Raw genomic sequence first — 19,573 nt, forward strand, 5'->3', positions numbered from 1 at the left:
CATCTGTCTGTCAGAAAGGCGTGATACGGCCCAAGGATTGTCATAAAGAAGGCGGCCCGCACCCGCGTTCCGCCCTTTATGAGGCGAGGGTCTCATGAAAGCTGCCTTGAAATTCACGACGTCGATTTCGGTTTTGGCTCTCTTGGCCTCGGCCCAGCTTGCTTCCGCCCAGGTTCCGGATGCGCTCGTGGCGGCCGCCAAGAAGGAAGGCCAGCTTTCGGTGATCGGCCTGCCGCACGACTGGTGCGGCTACGGTGCCATCATCGACGGGTTCAAGGCCAAATATGGTCTGACCATGAATGAGCTTAACCCGGATGCTGGATCGGGCGATGAAGTCGAAGCCATCAAGGCCAACAAAGGCAATACCGGCCCGCAGGCTCCCGACGTCATCGACGTCGGCCTTTCGTTCGGCCCGACCGCCAAGGGCGAAAGCCTCCTGATGCCCTATAAGGTCGCGACCTGGTCGACCATTCCGGCCAATGCCAAGGACGCCGACGGCGCTTGGTACGGTGATTATTACGGCGTTCTCGGCTTCGAGGTGAATGCCGACATCGTCAAGAAGATCCCGGCTGATTGGTCCGACCTTCTCTCCGACGAATACAAGAACTCGGTCGCGCTCGCCGGCGATCCGCGGACCTCGAACCAGGCGATCCAGGCTGTTTACGCCGCTGGTCTCTCGGCCGTGAAGGGCGATGCGACCAAGGCTGCCGACGCTGGCCTGAAATACTTCTCGCAACTGTCCAAGAGCGGCAATTTCGTTCCAGTCATCGGCAAGGCCGCCTCGGTTGCTCAGGGCGCAACGCCGATCGTCGTGCGTTGGGACTATAACGCCTTGGCGGACCGCGACACGCTGAAGGGCAACCCGGAAGTCAAGGTCGTCGTGCCGAAGACCGGCGTCGTCGCCGGCGTCTACGCTCAGGCGATCAGCGCATATGCGCCGCATCCGAACGCCGCCAAGCTCTGGATGGAATATCTCTATTCAGACGAAGGGCAGATCGGCTTCCTCAAAGGCTACTGCCACCCGATCCGCTTCCAGAACCTCGTCGACGACAAGAAGGTGGACGCCGCTCTCCTGGCGAAGCTGCCGCCGGCCGAAGCCTATGCGACTGCCGTCTTCCCGACGCTCGCCGAGCAGGATGCCGCCAAGCCGATCATCACGAAGCAGTGGGATTCGGTGGTCGGATCGAACGTGAAGTAAGCCACGCCGAACCCCGGGAGCGTCACTCCCGGGGGCCGCAATCGAGAGCGCTGGCGCGATCCTTGCTGGCTGATCGACGCGTGCGATGCGCGCGATGATCAAGCTGGCAGTCGGCAAACGCAGCGCAGAAATCTTGCCGCCAAGGAGCACCATGGAGCAGACTGCCGCCAGCCTGACGATGCCCGCGATCAACAGCCCGCCCGCGCGATCGCAAGCCCGGATGTCGATGGCTTGGATCGGGATCGTACCGTTTGCGGTCTTCGCGCTTCTCTTCCTGTTGTTGCCGACCGGCTTCCTCGTCGTCGGCGCTTTTCAGGATGCTGCCGGCAATTTTACGTTTACGAACATCGTCCACCTGTTTCAGCCGACGATCCTCAGCGCCTACTGGATCAGCTTCGAGATCAGCGCCGCCTCGGCGCTCGGCGGAGCGCTTCTCGGCTTCATGCTGGCTTGGGCTGTCGTGCTCGGCGGTCTGCCCAAATGGCTGCGTCCGACGCTGATGACATTTTGTGGCGTCGCCTCGAATTTCGCCGGGCTACCGCTCGCCTTTGCGTTTCTCGCCACGCTTGGGCGTACCGGTCTCGTCACGGCTTTCCTGAGCCAAGCCTTCGACATCAACATCTATCGGTCGGGGTTCAATATCCTGAGCTTCTGGGGGCTGGCGCTCACCTATCTCTATTTTCAAATCCCGCTGATGGTTCTCATTTTGACGCCGGCGCTCGATGGTCTGAAGACCGAGTGGCGGGAGGCCTCCTCGATCCTCGGCGCGACACGGCGGCAATATTGGACCCATATCGCGTTACCAATCCTGTGGCCCAGCCTGCTCGGCACGACCCTCCTGCTGTTCGCCAATTCGTTCGGGGCGATCGCTACCGCTTACGGCCTGACCGGGAGTTCGCTCAACATCGTCACGATCCTGCTTTACGCGCAGATTCGCGGCGACGTGCTGCATGACCAGAACCTCGGCTATGCGCTGGCGCTCGGCATGATCCTGATCACCGGCCTCTCGAACGCGGCCTATATCGTCTTGCGGACCCGCAGCGAGAGGTGGCTGCAGTGAAGAGCGAACGGATCGGCGCCTGGATCGCCCTGCTGATCGGCGCGAGCTATTTCATCATCCCGCTCATCGCGACGTTCGAGTTCTCGCTACGGATCAAGCGTGGCCAATATAGTTTCGAGGCCTATCGCATCGTCTTTTCGGACCCGCGCTTCCAGGCGACGTTCCTCTATTCGACGATCGTCGCGGTCGCCACGATCGTGGTGGGCGTGATGCTGGTGGTGCCGACCGCCTATTGGCTGCAGTTGCGTCTGCCGCGTCTACGTCCCTACGTCGAATTTATCACGCTGCTGCCGCTCGTGATCCCGGCTATCGTGCTCGTCTTCGGTTATCTCCGGATGTATAATTCGTCGTCCTGGCTGCCGATGACCGCGAACCCCACCAGCACAAACGTGCTGCTGACCTTCGGCTATGTCACGCTGGCGCTTCCTTACATGTATCGCGCGGTCGATACGGGACTTCGAACCATCGACGTGCGCCGCTTGACCGAGGCCGCACAGATCCTCGGCGCGCGCTGGCCGACGATCCTGTTTCGGGTGATCTTTCCGAATATCCGATCCGCGATCCTCAGCGGCGCCTTTCTGACTTTTGCGATCGTGATCGGCGAATTCACGCTGGCAAGCCTGCTCGATCGGCCAGCGTTCGGTCCTTACCTCCAGTTGGTCGGGGCCAACCGCGCCTACGAACCATCGGCCCTGGCCATCATCGCCTTCTTGGTCACCTGGGCCTGTATGGGCCTGATCCAACTCTTTGCCCGGGACCGAACCCTTGCGACATCCTGATCGTATAATCCCTCGAGCGAGGCTCTCCGATGAAGTTTCTTGAAATCGACGGCCTGCGGAAATCCTACGGGACCAATCAGGTGGTCAAGAATTTCGAGATCTCGGTCGAGCGCGGCGAGTTCGTCTCGTTCCTCGGCCCGAGCGGCTGCGGCAAGACCACCTGCCTCCGGATGATCGCCGGGTTCGAAACCCCCTCGCATGGCACCATCAAGGTTGCGGGAAAAGATATCACGCATCTGCCGCCGAACGAGCGCGATGTCGGCATGGTGTTCCAATCCTATGCCCTGTTTCCAAACATGACCGTGGCGCAGAACGTGGCGTTCGGGCTCAAAGTCGCCAAAAAACCCGCGGCCGAGATCAAGACGCGGGTCGGCGAAATGCTTGACCTCATCAAACTGCCGCAACTGGCCGATCGCTATCCCTATCAACTGTCGGGCGGCCAGCAGCAGCGTGTCGCCTTGGCGCGCGCCATCGCGACCAAGCCGCAACTCCTGCTGCTCGACGAGCCGCTCTCGGCGCTCGATGCGAAGATCCGCGTATCTCTGCGGGAGGAGATCCGGTCGCTGCAGCGCGCGCTCGGGATCACGACGATTTTCGTGACCCACGACCAGGAAGAAGCGCTGTCGATGTCCGATCGCGTCGTCGTATTGAGCGAGGGGCGGGTCGAACAACTCGGCACGCCGTTCGATATCTACAATCACCCGAAAACGCGGTTTGTCGCTTCGTTCGTCGGAACCCTCAATGTTCTGTCGGGCCGCGTCATCGATGCCTCGCAGGCCCGCGTGTCCATCGACGGGCAGGAGGTCAAGCTGGGTCAACTGGTCGATGGTGATGTGGGTGCCGTCTGCACGCTGGCGCTACGGCCGGAAGCGATCGTGATCGGTCGCGCCGAGGGGGGAGCCAACAACCTCACGGGTCAGATCGAGGACGTGAGCTTTCTGGGCGCCGTCGTCCGCATTCGGGTGCGCTTCGGTGAAAACTGGGTCGTGCTGGACACGTTCAATTCGCCCGCTTCGCCGCCGCCCGAGCGTGGTGCGACCGTGACGGTCAGCTTTTCGCCGGCCGGCCTCATCCCGCTACAGGAGCAACGCGCCGCCTGAGACGGATCAGCGGGTCAGTCGTTCGAAAGCTTTCAATGTCTCGTCGCTGACATGATGTTCGATGCCTTCGGCATCTCGTTCGGCAACCTCGGCCGATACACCGATGGTCTTCAGGAAATTGACCACGATCTGATGCCGTGTGCGTGCCTGATCCGCGAGCGCGATGCCGGCGGCTGTGAGATGCAGATCGCCATACCGCTGCGCCAGCACGAAGCCTTCCCGTTTCAGGCGAGACACCGTCTTGGCCACGGTGGCTTGCGTGACACCGAAACGGCAGGCGAGATCGATTGACCTTGCCTCGCCCTTATCGGCAATGAGCGCCGCGATCATCTCGACATAATCCTCGGTCAGCGCATTGCGACGCGCTTCGCGGCTGACGCGAAAGCCCTCGGCTTGTTCCAAAACCGCCAAAGCGGGTGCGACTCTTTTGGCGGCTTGCTGCAAAACCCGATCCAATCCGAATTCCGACTTGACATTAACATAGCTCGCCACAACATTCGACTTAGCCAAGGCTAAGATTTGGAGCGATGCTTTTGGGACGTCTTCTCGCCACCGAGATGCCTGCGACGATGACGGATCAAACGAGATCGGCCGTCCGTGACGTGCTGGATGGTCGCCGCGGCGGACTGCGCGCGATCATGCCGTTCGTCGGCCCCGCTGTGATCGCATCGATCGCCTATATGGACCCGGGCAATTTCGCGACCAACATCCAGGCGGGTGCCAAATATGGCTACCAGCTGCTGTGGGTCGTGGTTGTGGCGAACATCATCGCGATGTTGTTCCAGGCCTTGTCGGCCCGGCTCGGGATCGTCACCGGTCGCAACCTGGCCGAGCTCTGCCGCGATCATTTTTCCAAACGCGCGGTATGGGGCATGTGGGGCATCAGCGAGATTGCCGCGATGGCGACCGATCTGGCTGAATTCGTCGGTGGCGCTATCGGCCTGTCGCTGCTGTTCCACATTCCGCTTCTGGTCGGGATGATCATCACGGCCATTTTGACCTATGCGATCCTTATGATCGAGCGACGCGGGTTTCGCCCGCTCGAGCTTTGTATCGGCTCGCTCGTGACCGTGATCGGGCTCTGCTATCTCATCGAAATGTTTCTTGCACCGGTCGATTGGGCAGCGGTCGGGTTTCATGCCATCGTCCCGCAGCTTGACGGCAGCGCGCTGACGATCGCGGTCGGGATCGTCGGTGCGACCGTGATGCCACACGCGATCTATCTTCATTCCGGCCTGACCCAGCACCGCACGAATGTCCTCAACGATGGCGACCGCGCCAAGCTGCTGCGGTTTTCCAATCGAGAAGTCGTTGCGGCTCTGACCTTCGCCGGCCTCGTCAACATGGCGATGGTCATCATGGCCTCGAGCGCTTTCCACGCCGGTCACAGCGATGTCGCCGAAATCGAAACAGCCTATCGGACGTTGACGCCGCTCCTCGGTTCGGCTGCCGCTGTCATCTTCCTGGTGTCGCTCATCGCGTCAGGTATTTCGAGTTCGGTGGTCGGCACGATGGCGGGCCAGATGATCATGCAAGGGTTCGTTCGCGTGTCGATCCCGGTCGCGATCCGCCGGCTCGTCACCATGGTGCCGGCCTTCGTGGTCGTGGCGATCGGTGTGAACGTCACGGATGCCTTGGTCTACAGCCAGGTCGTCCTGAGCTTCGCGCTTCCGATCCCCATGATCGCGCTCGTGATCTTCACGCGTCGCGTCGACATCATGGGACGGTTCGCGACCGGCAGACTGGTCGGCTATGCCGCCATCGCCGCGACCGTCGTCGTGCTGCTGCTCAACGTCGTGTTGATCTTGCAGGCGTGCGGCATCGCGGTGCCGCTGCTGCCGAGTGCCTGATCGAGGCTCTCGGCCGTCAGACGACGCCATATTGTTTGAACCAGCCTTGTGCGCGAGCCCAAGCATCCTCCGCAGCCGCCTTGTGGTAGCTTGGGCGATAATCGGCGAAAAACCCGTGCGGCGTATCGGGATAGACCACGATCTCGGCGGGGCTCTTGGCCCGGCTCAGCCCAGCCCGCATCTGCTCGATGAGAGCTGCGGGGATGTTGTCGTCCTTGCCGCCGTACAACCCCAGCACCGGCGTCTTGATCGTGCTCACGATGTCGAGCGGGTTTTGCGGCTTGAGGGTCGATGTCGGCGAAGCCTTCCCACCAAGGATGCCGTAGAAGGCGACAGCCGCTTTCAGGTCCTTGTTGTGCGCGGCATAGAGCCAGATGATGCGGCCCCCCCAGCAGAAGCCGGTCGCGCCGAGGCGCGTGGTGTCGCCGCTGCCGCTTGCCTTGGCGAACGCCACCGTGTTGTCGAGGTCCGCCATCACCTGAGCGTCCGGCACGTTCGGAACGATCTCGGTCACGATCTTTTGGATGTCGGCGGTGCTCGGATCACCCTGACGGGCGTAGAGTTCCGGCGCGATCGCGTAATAGCCGAGCTTGGCGAAGCGGCGGCAGACATCCTTGATGTGTTCGTGAACCCCGAAGATTTCCTGGATCACCAGCATGACAGGAAATGGGCCGGTGCCGGACGGCATCGCCCGATAGGCCGGGATGTCGACCCCGAGCGAAGGCACCTGAACCTCACCGGCCACCAAACCATCGGAGGACGTCGTGATGGTCTGAGCCGAAACCGGCTGCACCGCCAGTGCGAATCCAAGCGCCAGGCTGGTTTTCAGGAAGGCGCGGCGACCGTCGTCTGTCGCCGAAGAGTTCGTCGGGTCATCGCTCATGAATCATCCTGTCGAAAGGCATTGGCCGAGCCGCCGCATCGACCTTCTAAACGAGGATTATGTCAGATCGCCGGACCGCCGGTCATCCTCGGCGTCAGTCCGGCTCCGACCCTGGCGCAAGCGTGACCTTCAGACCGTCGAGATCGGGACGCATCAAGATCTGGCAGGAGAGGCGGGAGTTCGGCTCGACATGCGGCGCCTCGTCAAGCTTATCCATCTCTTCATCGGTGGGCGGGATGAGGACGGCGGACCAGTCCGGATCGACATACACATGGCAAGTCGCGCAGGCACAGGCGCCCCCGCATTCGGCTTTGATGCCCAGATCCCAGTCACGGATAATCTCCATCACGCGCCAGCCTTCAAGAGCCTCCACCCGGTGCTCAAAGCCCGCATGGTCGACGACCCGAAGCGTCAGCGTTGCGTCGCCATCGGAGCCTTGGTCACCACCATCGCGATCCAGAACCTGCGCGTCGGTCAAAGCGCGCGTCGCGTCCAGGCGCGCGGCGTTCCGTCCCGTGTTTCGAGTCCGAACCCAGGCTGTCCAAATGTGGTCATGAAGGGGCTTTTGCCGCTGCGGATCGCCTTCAGGGTGGGCTCGTTATCGATCTCGAAAGCATCGAAGCCGCAGCGAGCCATCAGTTGCAACTGATCCCACAACACGTCTCCGACGGCGCGCAGCTCACCCTCGAAACCGTGCTCACGCAGGAGCGCAGCCTTCGAGAACGCACGACCATCGCCGAACTTTGGGAACGCAAGGACAATGACCGAAAAGCGAGGCAGGTCTTGGAGGATGTCGTCGATCATCTCGCCGGCTTCCAACGCAAGACCGACGGGTTGATTGGCACCCTGCAACGTGTCGCGTACGGCCTTCCACTGCGCCAAGCCGAAGATGAGGCGCGCGCCTTGCGGGGGAGGGAGATCCGCAGACGCGGCTTGCCAATGATTGTCGATGAACGCGCCGTTTTTGTATAAAGCCATCAGATCCCCGCCCCGCCACTGACGACCCCGAGGTGGATGCCGCATTCGGTTTTGGACTTTCCGCGCCAACGGCCGGCTCGCGCGTCTTCGCCCGGCCTCACCGGTGAGGTGCACGGAATGCAGCCGATCGACAGGTAATTCTTGGCGACCAGCCGATGCCGGGGCAAATCATGCGCGTCGAGATAGGAAAGGATGCGGGTGGCCGACCAACTCGCGAGTGGGTTGATCTTCGTCCGTGTGCCTTCGGCCTCGAACAGCGGCAGGGCGGCCCGCGTGTCGCTTTGAAACCGCTTGCGGCCCGTGATCCAGGCGTCGAAGCCGTCGACAGCGCGGCCCAGCGGCATCACCTTGCGGACCTCGCAACATTGATCGGGGTTGGTCGACCACAAGAACGTCTCGGGGTCGAAGGCGGCGAGATCCTCGGGCGTTGGCGAAAACGCCTGAACGTTGGTGAGGCCGAGCAAGGCCACGAGTTCGTCGCGATAAGCCAGAGTCTCGGGGAATAAGTGACCCGTATCGACGAAAATGACCGGCGTCGCCGTGTCGATGGTTGAGACCATGTGGAGTAGGACGGCCGAATCCGCGCCGAAGCTCGACACCAATGCGATGCGGCCAGGATAAAGGTCCTGGATTGCGAGACGCAGGACCGCACGCGCGTCGAGAGCGACGAAACGCTCCTCAAAACGCGACGCAGCCGTGTAGTCGCCGAAGAGACTGACGTCTAAAACGCCCATGGGACTAGATTCCTGCGCCCGTGTCTTTTTCGTAGAGCGCTTGCTTGAAGGGAGCCATGCCGACCCGTCGGAAGGCCGTCAGGAACGTCTCGGATTTGTCGTGCCGCAGCCCAAGATAGGTGTCGACAACCGTCTCGACGGCATCGACCACGTCCTCGGACGAAAAGCCCGGGCCCGTCAGATCACCCAGCGAACACGTCTCGTCGGCGGTTCCGCCAAGCGTGATCTGGTAGGTTTCGACGCCTTTGCGCTCGAGGCCAAGAATGCCGATGTGGCCGACGTGGTGATGGCCACAAGCATTGATGCAGCCCGAGATCTTGATCTTGAGATCACCAACCTCGATGGCGCGCGTGCCTTCGCCGAACCGCTCCGAAATCCGTTGCGCCACAGGGATCGAGCGGGCCGTCGCCAGCGCGCAATAATCCAGACCGGGACAGGCGATGATATCGGTCACCAAGCCGACATTCGGGGTCGCGAGACCAACGGCCTGCAAGGCATCGTAGATCACCGGGAGATCGTCGAGAGCAACATGCGGCAAAACGAGATTTTGCTCATGCGTCACGCGCAATTCGTCATAGGAATGCCAATTGGCGAGATCGGCGACAGCTTCCATCTGCTCCGCCGTCGCGTCCCCCGGAATGCCGCCGATCGGTTTTAGTGAGATCGTCACGATGCCGTAGCCCGGCACCTTATGGGGCGTGACATTGGTGTCGACGAAAGCCGCAAAACGCGCATCCGCGGCGCGCCGCTTGGCGGTCGCGGGTGCGTCGGCGGTGCGCGACTCGAGCGGCGGCAACGCAAAATAGGCCGTGATGGCGTCGATGTCGGCTTGCGGCAACGTCAGCGGATGATCGGGACGGCGCGCGAACTCGGCCTCGACGGCCTCGCGCATCGGCTCCAGGCCCTTCTCGTGAACCAGGATCTTGATACGCGCCTTGTATTTATTGTCGCGCCGCCCTTCAAGATTATAGACACGCACGATCGCATCGACATAGGCGAGTAAATCGGCCTCGGGCAGGAAATCGCGGATGTTCTTGGCCACGAAAGCGGAGCGACCCTGGCCACCGCCGACGAAGACGCGAAACCCGATTTCTCCAGCCTCGTTCCGCACCACTTGCAAGCCGATGTCATGCACCTGAATGGCCGCACGGTCGCTCGGCGAGCCGGTCAGCGCCAACTTGAACTTGCGCGGCAGAAACGAATATTCGGGATGCAGCGACGACCATTGACGGAGAATTTCGGCATAGGGGCGGGGATCGACGATTTCGTCGGCGGCTGCACCGGCGAACTGGTCGGCCGTCACGTTGCGGATGCAATTGCCAGAGGTCTGTATAGCATGCATCTCGACTGTCGCGAGTTCGGCCAGGATATCGGGGCAATCGGCGAGCGCCGGCCAGTTGAACTGGATGTTCTGACGTGTCGTGAAATGGCCGAAGCCCTTGTCGTAGCGCCGCGCGATGTGGGCGAGCTTCCGCAATTGGCGTGACGACAACACACCATAGGGGATGGCGACGCGGAGCATGTAGGCATGCAGTTGCAAGTAGACGCCATTCATCAAGCGATGCAGCTTGAACTGATCTTCCGTCAACTCACCTGCGAGGCGACGTTCCACCTGGTCGCGAAACTGGGTGACGCGTTCGGAGACGAATTGGGCGTCGAATTCATCGTAGCGATACATCGTTCTACCCGCGATCTGATGCTGACGATCCGTCTGTCGACAGAGCGATAGACGATTTGCCGTGTTCGGGGTGAATGGTCGGGCCTTCGGCGCGAATTGCCTCACGCAGCCTGACGGGCGCCATCACCCCGTTCTTCTCGACGACCTCGATCACATAGGCATCGACCACGATATTCCGGCCTTCATCCTGCTTGGCAGCCGAGAGTGCGCCCTCTGCCTCGGCCGAGGTGGGCAGGACTTCGGCAAGCCGAAGATGATCGACCCAGACCGCGCCAGCGCCACGAAACACCACGATACCGTCGCGCAATCTACTGGCCGTGATGACGTGAGCCATGGTCGGTCCTTGCTGTCCGGCGAGATGAGCCATGTCGCCGCGCTTGTTTTGCATAAGTCTAAAGGAGGCAACAACCCCGATCCGTCAGATATAACAATCCCAATCTCGATTGCGAGATCATTTTTAATAACAAGTAATATTTGTATAAATAGGGCCTGCCTCGGCGGCCGGCGGTCAAGGCCGGTCGACGCGCCTCAGCTTGCGGGTCGTCGCAGCCGCAGGGTTGCGAGCGCCACCGCGCAGGCATTGGACACGTTCAAGCTCTTGATCGCGCCCGGCATGTCGAGCCGGGCCACGACCTCGCACCGCTCACGGGTGAGACGACGCAAGCCCTTTCCCTCGGCGCCGAGCACCAGCACCAGCGACGACGACGGTTCGACGTCTTCGAGCGGCTGGGTGCCTTCGGAATCGAGGCCGACGATCTGGAAGCCCCGCTTGGCGAGGCTGTCGAGGGCGCGCGCGAGATTGACGACATGAACGACAGGCACGTGTTCGAGGCCGCCCGATGCGCTTTTCGCCAGCACGCCGGTCATATCCGGCGCGTGGCGCTCGGTCGTGATCATGGCGGCGACATCGAAAGCAGCGGCTGTCCGCATGATGGCGCCGACATTATGCGGATCGGTGATTTGATCGAGGACCAGCAGCGTGCCTGTGTCGGGTACGTCGCTGATGTCGAGATCGGCCAGGGGACGCGCCTCAACGACGACGCCCTGGTGCACCGCATCGCGCGGCATTTTGGCGTCGAGATCGGCTCCGCTGAAGATCTCCGGCGTCAGTCCGCGCGCCTCGAGCTCCGGGGCGAGCCGTTCCGCTGCCGCTTCGGTGGCCGACACCCTGAGAATCTTGCGGCGTTCTGAGCGTAACGCTTCCTGTGCGGCGTGAAAGCCCCAGATCAGCGTCAACTCGGGCGTGGCACGGAGACGCGCCGTGGCGGTCTTGTAGGAGCCCGATAAGGGTGAGGCGCGATGCGGGGCCGAATGGTCTCGCTCGCGGCCGGGTCGTCCCGCTCCGGGCGCTGTCATGGAGGAGGGACTGGTTGGTGGCTGTCTCGGCCGTTTCATGACATTCGTCCATCGATGCGCCCTGATGATCTGAATAGGCGCGCGTCTGATCGAGCTCTACAGGACGTCGCGGTCGATTGAAACGTCGGCCGCCGCGAACCGTCATCATCGCGCGCATTCATAAGGCGTTCAGCGCGATGAACTTAGGATCAATCCATGACGTCTTTGGTTCGCATCATGGGGGCGGCACTGACGCTCGGGGTCGTGGGTCTGCCACACGTGGCTCAGACCACTGAGACACGTCTCCGGACGTGTCTGTCGGCGGGGGAAACTCGCGAAACTCTGCAGACCATGAAGCTTTTGCCGCCCTATCGCGCTGTCGAAGAGGCAGGACGGGGGATGCCGGGCGAGTCGGTTGGGATCAAGCTCTGCCGTCTGAACCAACAGATGGTCTACGACGTGACGATTCTGCGGCATGACGGGCATCTGGTTCACATGCTGGTCGATGCAACCAATGGGACGCTGATGTCGCTTCGCCCAGGATCGTGACCAATGCCGAGAGCCTGAACGAAGCCTATATCGAAGAGGAAAGGGTCGCCGGTGCGTCTTCTCGTTGTCGAGGACGATAAAGATCTGAATCGTCAGCTGTTCACGGCCCTCGAAGGCGCGGGTTATGCGGTCGATCGCGCTTACGATGGTGAGGAAGCTCAGTTTCTTGGCGAAACCGAGCCCTATGACGCCATCGTGCTCGATCTCGGTCTGCCCAAAAAGGATGGCGTTTCAGTGCTGGAGGCGTGGCGCGCAGCCGGACGGTCAGCTCCGGTGCTGATCCTCACGGCACGCGATCGGTGGAGCGACAAGGTGCGAGGCTTTGACGCTGGCGCCGATGATTATGTCGCCAAGCCCTTCCATATGGAGGAGGTTCTGGCGCGGCTTCGGGCGCTGCTCCGGCGCTCGGCGGGTCACGCCACGGCCGAACTGGTGAGCGGATTGGTGCGGCTTGACACCCGCGCCAGCCGCGTGCTGGTCGACGGCAACCCTGTGAAGCTGACCTCGCATGAATATCGTCTTCTCTCCTATCTGATGCACCATGCGGGGCGCGTGGTCTCGCGTGCGGAACTGGTCGAACATCTCTACGATCAGGATTTCGATCGTGACTCGAATACGATCGAGGTGTTTGTCGGTCGTCTCCGCAAGAAACTTGGTGTGGACCTGATACAGACCATGAGAGGGCTCGGATATCTCGTTGAGAATGCTGAACTTTCTGAACAAGCCGCAAAATCCGGAGCGGGTGGCGGTCCAACCGGCAGGCGTGGAGCCTGAACGGCTGACGCGGCCGCGGTCGCGTGTCGTCGGATGGTTCAGCCGTCGATCGATCGCGACCCGCCTGTTCATGTCGTCGGCGTTCTGGAGCTTCTTCATTCTCCTGATCTCCGGCATTACGCTGAGCGAAATCAATTTTCACGCCGCCGAACTCGACTTCGACGAGAGGCTTGGCGTGTATCTTCGGGCGTTGATCGGGGATGTCGCGGCGGCGGGCGACGAAGGGCATGGGGCTGGGCAACTCGGCGAACCGATGTTCGAGTTGCCGCTCTCGGGCTGGTATTGGCAAATCACCCGGCTCGATCAAGCCAAGCCGGATATCCGTGCCTCGAAATCCCTATTTGCCGAACGGCTTCCGCAATTGGCCGATACCGGCGCGCCCATCACGGCAGGCGGCATCCGCAGGGGCTATGCGATCGGCCCGGATGATCGGCGGTTGCGGATCGTCGAGCGTTTCATCGATGCGGGTGACGATGGCCGTTATCTGGTTCAGGTCGCGGCATCCCCGGAAGAAATGTCGGCCGATATCGACGGTTTCAACCTGGCGCTCGGAATGACGTTCGGGGTTCTCGGTCTGGTGCTTGTGGTCTCGACAGCGCTTCAACTTCGCTATGGCCTGCGGCCGCTCCGGCGTATTCGGGATGGTGTCGCGGCGATCCGGCGCGGCGAGGCCGAGCGGATCGAGGGCCGCTTTACCCCGGATCTCGCGCCGCTCGCGGGGGAGTTGAACCTTCTGATCTCCTCCAATCGCGAGATCATCGAACGTGCGCGGACGCATGTCGGCAATCTGGCTCACGCGCTGAAAACACCGCTCAGCGTACTGGTCAACGAAGCCGATGCTCAGACCTCTGGCGGATCCGAGGATAGTGCCGCCGTGGATCTTGCGGCGAAGGTCCGCGAACAAACCGGTGTCATGCGCGATCAGGTCTCATATTATCTCGATCGGGCTCGTGCCGCCGCGCGCGTCAGCGTGATCGGCACCGTGACTGAGGTCAAACCCACCGTCGATGCGCTGGTCCGCACCTTCGGCAAGATCTATCGCGACCGCGATCTCGCCTTCGAGGTCACGGTTCCGGACAGCCTGCGGTTTCGCGGTGAGAAGCAGGATTTCGACGACCTGATCGGCAATTTGATCGACAATGCCGGCAAATGGGCCAAGCACGAGATCCGCGTCAGGGGTGTGGCGGCCCACGACAATGGCGATGGCATCACATCCGACATCGTGCTGATGGTGGATGATGACGGCCCCGGATTGCCCTCGGATGTGCGCGACCTTGCCACGCGACGCGGGCGCAGACTCGATGAGACCAAGCCCGGATCGGGGTTGGGCCTGTCGATCGTGACCGATCTTGCCGCTGCCTACGGGGGCGGCCTCACACTCCTCGAAAGCCCGCTCGGTGGTTTGAGGGCGGTGCTCCGCTTGCCGGGGGCCGGCTGACGCCTTAAAGCTCGATAGAGCTTCGCCCGAATGCCGTGCAAGGCACCGATCGGCGGGCAGTGACGGGGTGGATACGATGCGGGTTCTGTGGGCTGTGGGTCTGTGTCTGGCGGCGGGACTGGTCAATGCGGGCTGCTCGATGACGGGCGGCGGCAGTTCCCTTTCGGCCGCGACCCCGCCCGTGCCGGCTGCACCGCCGCCGATCGTGTATGGGACTTTTCTCGATGGTCCGGTGGGTTCCAAGCTCAGCCAGGCCGATCGAGACAAGGCGCTCGCGGCCGAGCAGGATGCGCTGGCGTCCGGGCAACGAAAGACCTGGAAAGGCGAGCACGGCCTGTTTGGATTTGTCGAACCCGCGCCTGGTACTGCAGCATCGGCGATCGTGCCTGTAAGTGCGCCGGGTGGCACGCCGCCGGTCGCTGCCGATGCCTGTCGCGCCTTCACGAGCACGATCTTTATCGCCGGGCGTCCGCAGGTGGGCCGTGGCACGGGGTGTTCGAACCCCGACGGAACCTATCGCATCACGAGCTGACCCAAGAGGGCGGGTTCTGGTCGGTCGATCTGGGTCTGCGTCGGTTTGATTGAATGGAGTTTGCGGTCGGTATGGTCTGGGTCGTGTTTGCGTTGATGACCGCCGCCGCAGTGCTCTGTCTCGTCTGGCCGTTGGCGCGTGCCGGATCATTTGCCCGTGGCAGGTCGGTCGACGTCGCGTTCTACCGAAGCCAGCTCGACGAGGTCGACGACGACATCGCGCGGGGGCTCGTGCAAGCCTCCGAAGCGGATGCCACGCGAGCCGAGATCGCCCGTCGGTTGCTTCTCTCCGATACGCGGCCTGAGCCTTCCGGTCCCGCCGCTGGCTTTCGCAAGCGGCGACTCGCCGCTGTCGTTGCGTCCGTCGTGCTGGTCCCGGTGTTGGCGATCGGCCTCTATGATCGCGTCGGTCGTCCCGAGCAGCCGGACATGCCCATCGCTTCCCGCGTCGCAGCCTCGTCGTTCGATCTTGCCGCCATCATCCCCAAGATCGAGGCTCGTCTCGCCGCCGATCCCAACGATGGGCGCGGCTTCTCTCTCATCGCTCCCATCTACTTCAAGATCGGCCGTTACGACGATGCGGCCCGCGCTTATGCGGCAGCGCTCCGGATTCTCGGCGAGAATGCCGAGCGCCGCGCCGCTTTGGGACAGGCCCTGGTGATGGCGGCCGATGGCGTTGTGACGACCGAGGCGCGCGCCGCCTTCGACAAAGCGCTGAGCGACGATCCGACATTGCCGCAGGCCCGGTTTTTCGTCGCGGCCGCGACCGAGCAGGATGGAAACCGCGCCGATGCTTTGATCCTGTGGCGCAAACTCGCGGCCGACGCGCCGCCGGGCGCACCGTGGCTGGCGGCGGTGCAGGGCCATATTGCGGGTCTCGAAACGGCGGCCGTGGCAGAGCCTGCGACCCCGATAGCACGCAATTTCGAGGGTCCCGCAACGCCGGCCGGTGCCGTCATCGCGGCTTTGCCGGCCGATCAGCAGCAAGCCGCCATTCGCAGCATGGTGGATGGCCTAGCGGCGCGCCTTGTGCAAAACGGTCGCGATCCCGAGGGCTGGCTGCGTCTCGTGCGAGCCTATACTGTGCTCGGAGATGCCAACAAAGCACGGGAGTCCCTCGCCGAGGCCAGAACAGCCTTGAGGGACGATGCGGCGGCGCGAGCCAAGCTCGACGATCTCGCCCATCAACTCGGACTGGAGGGATGAGAGTTTGACCAGGAAGGGGCGTCGCTTGGCCGTCATCGGCGCTGCGGGCGGTGTGCTCGCCCTCGCGTCCGGGCTCGTGCTGTTCGCGCTGCGCGACAGCATCGTGTTTTTCTATGGCCCCACCGACCTCGTCGAGAAGATGCCTCCTCCCGGGACTCGCCTTCGCATCGGTGGGCTCGTCGAAGAGGGCTCAATCGTCCGGCTCGGGCAATCCAGCCTGACCTTCATGGTGACCGATCTGAAACGCGACGTAAAAGTAAGCTATACCGGGCTGCTGCCGGATCTGTTCCGCGAAGGGCAGGGCGTCGTCGCCGAAGGTGTGCTCGACGCTGCGGGCAGCTTTCGCGCCGATACGATCCTGGCCAAGCACGATGCCACCTATATGCCAAAGGATGTGGCCGACAGCTTGAAGCGGCAAGGCGTGTGGCGCGGCGACCAAAAGGCCGCGAGCGCCAGCAGCGGTGAGGTCGCAAAGGCCATCCCATGAGCGAGCGTAGATGATCGTCGAAACCGGCCATTATGCCCTTGTTCTGGCGCTTGCGGTTGCGTTGGTTCAGTCCGTCCTGCCCATTTGGGGCACGCGGCGCGGCGATGCCGGGTTGGCGGGTGTGGCGGCGCCGGCCGCCTGCGTTCAATTCGTTCTGATCGGCTACGCCTTCGTGGCGCTCGTCTACGCCCATGTCACGTCTGATTTCAGCCTTACCAACGTGGTCGAGAATTCGCTGTCGACCAAGCCGCTGATCTACAAGATCTCCGGCGTCTGGGGGAACCACGAAGGCTCGATGCTCCTGTGGGTGTTGATCCTCGCGGTATTCGGCGCAGCGGTCGCGACGATGGGCCGTGGCATGGCCGACGATCTCCGGGCCAACACACTGGCGGTTCAAGCCTGGATCGCCTCGGCGTTTTTGCTGTTCATCCTCTTCACCTCGGATCCGTTCGCACGACGATTTCCGGCGCCGTTCGAGGGGCAGGATCTCAATCCGATCCTGCAAGATCCTGGGCTGGCGATCCATCCGCCGCTGCTCTACCTCGGCTATGTCGGCTTTTCGATCGTGTTCTCTTTCGCGGCGGCGGCGTTGATCAGCGGCCGGCTCGATGCTGCCTGGGCCCGCTTCGTGCGCCCTTGGATCCTGATCGCCTGGGGCTTTCTGACGCTCGGGATCGCGATGGGCTCTTACTGGGCCTATTACACGCTCGGCTGGGGCGGGTTCTGGTTCTGGGACCCGGTCGAAAACGCCTCGCTCATGCCGTGGCTGGCCGGAACCGCGTTGCTGCACTCGGCGGCCGTGATGGAAAAGCGCGAAGCCTTGAAGATCTGGACCGTGTTTCTGGCGATCCTCACCTTCTCGCTGTCGCTGCTGGGGACGTTTCTGGTGCGTTCGGGCGTGCTCACCTCGGTACACACGTTCGCGACCGATCCGACCCGCGGTGTCTTCATCCTGGCGATCCTGACGGTTTTCATCGGCGGCTCGTTGGCGCTCTACGCGTGGCGCGCTCCGACGTTACGGCAGGGTGGTTTGTTCTCGCCGGTGTCGCGCGAGGGCGCTCTGGTGTTCAACAACCTGCTGCTGACCACCTGCTGCGCCACCGTGTTGACCGGCACGCTCTATCCCCTCGCGCTGGAATCGCTGACCGGCGAGAAGATTTCGGTCGGGGCGCCGTTCTTCAACCTGACGTTCGGCCCCATCTTCGTGCCGATCCTGCTGGCGATGCCGCTCGGCCAGTCGCTGGCCTGGAAGCGCGGCGATCTCGTGGGCGCGGCGCAGCGGCTGATGGTGGCTGCGGCGCTCGGTTTTGCACTGGCGCTCGTTCTGGCGACCGTCATCAAAGGCGGCCCGGTGCTGATCGCGATGGGGGTCGGCTTGGCGCTCTACCTCATCATCGGCGCTTTTGCCGAGATCGCCTCCCGCGTCGCCGGTCAAGGTGTTTCGGTCGGGGTTATGCTGTCGCGCGCTGTCGGCCTGCCACGCTCGGCCTGGGGGACCGCTCTGGCGCATGCGGGCATTGGCGTCACCCTGATGGGCCTCGCCGCAACCGGCTGGGGCGTCGAACGGGTCGTGGCAGTTAAGCCCGGCCAGACGATGGATCTCGGCCCCTATAGCGTGACGATCCGCGACCTGCAGACGCGGCAGGGTCCGAACTATAGCGAAGTCGCGGTCCCGATCGACGTTCGGAGCGGCGGTGTGCTCGTGACCACGATCGATCCGTCGAAGCGCACCTTCCCGGTCCGCCAGATGAGCGTGACGCAGGCCGGTATCGCCACGATAAATCTCGGTCAGGTCTACATCAGCCTCGGCGATCAGCATGACGATGGCTCGATCGACGCCCGGATGTTTTGGAAACCTCTGGTCACGATGATCTGGATCGGTGCGCTCATCATGGCGCTGGGTGGCGCCGTGTCCCTGTCCGACCGGCGGCTTCGCATCGGCTTCGCGCGCCGCGCGGCGCGTGCGCATCCGGCCCCGCACGCCCCCCAGGCGGCCGAATGATGCGGCGTCTGCGGCCATGGCTCGTCTGTGCCCTTCTGGCGCTGCTGCTCGCGCCGTCGCTTGCCCATGCGGTGCAGCCCGACGAGATTCTGTCGAACCCCGCCTTGGAGGCACGGGCCCGCGACCTCTCGTCCGATTTGCGGTGTCTCGTCTGCCAAAATCAATCGATCGACGATTCAGCCGCGACCCTGGCGCGCGATCTGCGCCTGCTGGTCCGTGAGAGGCTCGTCGCCGGTGACAGCGACCAACAGGTCCGCGATTATCTCGTGGCGCGTTACGGAAACTTTGTCCTGCTGAAACCACCGTTGCGGCCCGAGACGGCGTTATTATGGGGCATGCCGTTCTTGCTGCTTCTGCTCGGGGCAGGCGGCCTGCTGATGGCGCGGCGACGACATGCGCCTCTCGCCGAACCGCCGCTGAGCGACGCCGAGCGCGCCACGCTGAGCCGTCTCGTGGAGCCGCCTTCGGTTTAGGGGCGGGGCTCGATCGCGCTGCTTCCGTCATCGCTCGCGAGGCGATCGAGATTGGCGATGAGCCGCGACAAGAGCGAAACGAAGTCAGCCGTTTCCGCCTCGGTAAAGCCGCTTAAAGCCTCACGGTTGCCTTGGAACAGAGCCGTGACTGCGGTCGGCATTCGTGTTTTTGCGACCTCCGTCATCACGACGCGCTGGCTGCGGCCATCGGTCGGGTCAGGCGTGCGCTGGACAAGACCGTCCCGCTCCATGCGGGCAAGCATCTGCGCCATTGGGGGTTGCTCGACCCGAGCGAAGCGGGCGAGATCACGCTGCGTGCTCGCCTGACCATTCTGAAGCGCGACCAGCACTGGGATTTGGCCGACGCCGAAGCCCAATGGCTTGAGGCGAGCCTCGCTCAAGCGGGCAAATCCGCGCGCCGCGAGAGCGATCAGGTGGCCCGGCGTCGAGAGTACATCGAGGTTCATCGACCATCTCCTGTTGCCGACATACATATATAGACGTACATATGTATATCG

The 19,573-nt window shown here is 62.8% G+C and carries 22 protein-coding genes; 13 read left to right on the plus strand and 9 right to left on the minus strand.

Going from position 1 to position 19,573, the window contains the following annotated elements:
- Window positions 1–94 precede the first annotated feature (94 nt).
- The 4 genes from LGH83_RS01105 to LGH83_RS01120 all read left to right on the plus strand — a co-directional run bounded on the left by LGH83_RS01105 (window position 95) and on the right by LGH83_RS01120 (window position 4,137).
- Window positions 95–1,198, plus strand: coding sequence for an ABC transporter substrate-binding protein (locus tag LGH83_RS01105; RefSeq protein ID WP_227400281.1), 1,104 nt, complete (start codon window positions 95–97; stop codon window positions 1,196–1,198).
- A 178-nt stretch (window positions 1,199–1,376) separates the two neighbouring features.
- Window positions 1,377–2,258 (plus strand): ABC transporter permease, encoded by an 882-nt coding sequence (locus LGH83_RS01110; RefSeq protein WP_227401674.1) that lies wholly within the window; start codon window positions 1,377–1,379, stop codon window positions 2,256–2,258.
- Window positions 2,255–3,037, plus strand: coding sequence for an ABC transporter permease (locus LGH83_RS01115; RefSeq protein WP_131115907.1), 783 nt, complete (start codon window positions 2,255–2,257; stop codon window positions 3,035–3,037). Before LGH83_RS01110 ends, LGH83_RS01115 begins: the two co-directional genes overlap by 4 nt.
- 29 nt (window positions 3,038–3,066) lie before the next feature.
- A complete protein-coding gene (locus LGH83_RS01120; RefSeq protein WP_227400282.1) occupies window positions 3,067–4,137 on the plus strand; it encodes an ABC transporter ATP-binding protein in 1,071 nt (356 codons plus the stop codon).
- Window positions 4,138–4,143: 6 nt separating this feature from the next.
- Here the strand turns inward: LGH83_RS01120 and mntR are convergent, their stop codons facing one another.
- Complete coding sequence (gene mntR, locus LGH83_RS01125; protein WP_413771085.1) at window positions 4,144–4,629, minus strand: manganese-binding transcriptional regulator MntR; 486 nt, start codon at window positions 4,627–4,629, stop codon at window positions 4,144–4,146.
- 77 nt (window positions 4,630–4,706) lie between these two features.
- Here mntR and LGH83_RS01130 point away from each other — a divergent pair, with 77 nt between their 5' ends.
- Complete coding sequence (locus tag LGH83_RS01130) at window positions 4,707–5,987, plus strand: Nramp family divalent metal transporter (RefSeq protein ID WP_227400283.1); 1,281 nt, start codon at window positions 4,707–4,709, stop codon at window positions 5,985–5,987.
- Between the two features lie 16 nt (window positions 5,988–6,003).
- On the opposite strand, the gene LGH83_RS01135 is transcribed toward LGH83_RS01130, so the two are convergent.
- The 7 genes from LGH83_RS01135 to rlmB form a co-directional block, all read right to left on the minus strand.
- Entirely contained in the window at window positions 6,004–6,870 is an 867-nt protein-coding gene (locus tag LGH83_RS01135) for a dienelactone hydrolase family protein (RefSeq protein ID WP_227400284.1), read from the minus strand.
- 94 nt (window positions 6,871–6,964) lie between these two features.
- On the minus strand, window positions 6,965–7,285 hold the full coding sequence (locus LGH83_RS01140; protein ID WP_227401676.1) for a 2Fe-2S iron-sulfur cluster-binding protein: 321 nt from the start codon (window positions 7,283–7,285) through the stop codon (window positions 6,965–6,967).
- Between the two features lie 59 nt (window positions 7,286–7,344).
- Window positions 7,345–7,848 (minus strand): DUF934 domain-containing protein, encoded by a 504-nt coding sequence (locus tag LGH83_RS01145; RefSeq protein ID WP_227400285.1) that lies wholly within the window; start codon window positions 7,846–7,848, stop codon window positions 7,345–7,347.
- On the minus strand, window positions 7,848–8,582 hold the full coding sequence (locus LGH83_RS01150; protein ID WP_227400286.1) for a phosphoadenylyl-sulfate reductase: 735 nt from the start codon (window positions 8,580–8,582) through the stop codon (window positions 7,848–7,850). The genes LGH83_RS01145 and LGH83_RS01150 overlap by 1 nt, the downstream gene beginning before the upstream one ends.
- A 4-nt stretch (window positions 8,583–8,586) precedes the next feature.
- Window positions 8,587–10,260: a nitrite/sulfite reductase gene (locus LGH83_RS01155; RefSeq protein WP_227400287.1), complete on the minus strand. Its 1,674-nt coding sequence runs from the start codon at window positions 10,258–10,260 to the stop codon at window positions 8,587–8,589.
- A gap of 4 nt (window positions 10,261–10,264) precedes the next feature.
- Window positions 10,265–10,594 (minus strand): DUF2849 domain-containing protein, encoded by a 330-nt coding sequence (locus LGH83_RS01160; RefSeq protein WP_131115922.1) that lies wholly within the window; start codon window positions 10,592–10,594, stop codon window positions 10,265–10,267.
- 194 nt (window positions 10,595–10,788) lie between these two features.
- Window positions 10,789–11,616, minus strand: a complete 828-nt coding sequence (gene rlmB, locus LGH83_RS01165; protein ID WP_227400288.1) for a 23S rRNA (guanosine(2251)-2'-O)-methyltransferase RlmB — start codon at window positions 11,614–11,616, stop codon at window positions 10,789–10,791.
- A 195-nt stretch (window positions 11,617–11,811) separates the two neighbouring features.
- On the opposite strand from rlmB, the gene LGH83_RS01170 reads away from it, so the two are divergent.
- The 8 genes from LGH83_RS01170 (at window position 11,812) to LGH83_RS01205 (ending at window position 19,055) form a co-directional block, all read left to right on the plus strand.
- Window positions 11,812–12,144, plus strand: coding sequence for a PepSY domain-containing protein (locus LGH83_RS01170; RefSeq protein ID WP_227400289.1), 333 nt, complete (start codon window positions 11,812–11,814; stop codon window positions 12,142–12,144).
- A 51-nt stretch (window positions 12,145–12,195) separates the two neighbouring features.
- Window positions 12,196–12,918 (plus strand): response regulator transcription factor, encoded by a 723-nt coding sequence (locus tag LGH83_RS01175; RefSeq protein ID WP_227400290.1) that lies wholly within the window; start codon window positions 12,196–12,198, stop codon window positions 12,916–12,918.
- A 70-nt stretch (window positions 12,919–12,988) separates the two neighbouring features.
- Complete coding sequence (locus LGH83_RS01180) at window positions 12,989–14,356, plus strand: ATP-binding protein (RefSeq protein WP_227401677.1); 1,368 nt, start codon at window positions 12,989–12,991, stop codon at window positions 14,354–14,356.
- A 76-nt stretch (window positions 14,357–14,432) separates the two neighbouring features.
- A complete protein-coding gene (locus LGH83_RS01185; RefSeq protein WP_227400291.1) occupies window positions 14,433–14,888 on the plus strand; it encodes a hypothetical protein in 456 nt (151 codons plus the stop codon).
- Between the two features lie 53 nt (window positions 14,889–14,941).
- Window positions 14,942–16,093 (plus strand): c-type cytochrome biogenesis protein CcmI, encoded by a 1,152-nt coding sequence (ccmI, locus tag LGH83_RS01190; protein ID WP_227400292.1) that lies wholly within the window; start codon window positions 14,942–14,944, stop codon window positions 16,091–16,093.
- A gap of 4 nt (window positions 16,094–16,097) precedes the next feature.
- Window positions 16,098–16,580 (plus strand): cytochrome c maturation protein CcmE, encoded by a 483-nt coding sequence (ccmE, locus tag LGH83_RS01195; RefSeq protein WP_227400293.1) that lies wholly within the window; start codon window positions 16,098–16,100, stop codon window positions 16,578–16,580.
- A gap of 10 nt (window positions 16,581–16,590) precedes the next feature.
- Entirely contained in the window at window positions 16,591–18,582 is a 1,992-nt protein-coding gene (locus LGH83_RS01200) for a heme lyase CcmF/NrfE family subunit (protein ID WP_227400294.1), read from the plus strand.
- Entirely contained in the window at window positions 18,582–19,055 is a 474-nt protein-coding gene (locus LGH83_RS01205; RefSeq protein WP_227401678.1) for a cytochrome c-type biogenesis protein, read from the plus strand. Before LGH83_RS01200 ends, LGH83_RS01205 begins: the two co-directional genes overlap by 1 nt.
- Here the strand turns inward: LGH83_RS01205 and LGH83_RS01210 are convergent.
- Window positions 19,052–19,522, minus strand: coding sequence for a MarR family winged helix-turn-helix transcriptional regulator (locus tag LGH83_RS01210; protein ID WP_227400295.1), 471 nt, complete (start codon window positions 19,520–19,522; stop codon window positions 19,052–19,054). The genes LGH83_RS01205 and LGH83_RS01210 overlap by 4 nt on opposite strands.
- Between the last annotated feature and the right edge of the window lie 51 nt (window positions 19,523–19,573).

The organism is Lichenihabitans sp. PAMC28606 (assembly GCF_020616535.1).
GTDB lineage: Bacteria > Pseudomonadota > Alphaproteobacteria > Rhizobiales > Beijerinckiaceae > Lichenihabitans > Lichenihabitans psoromatis.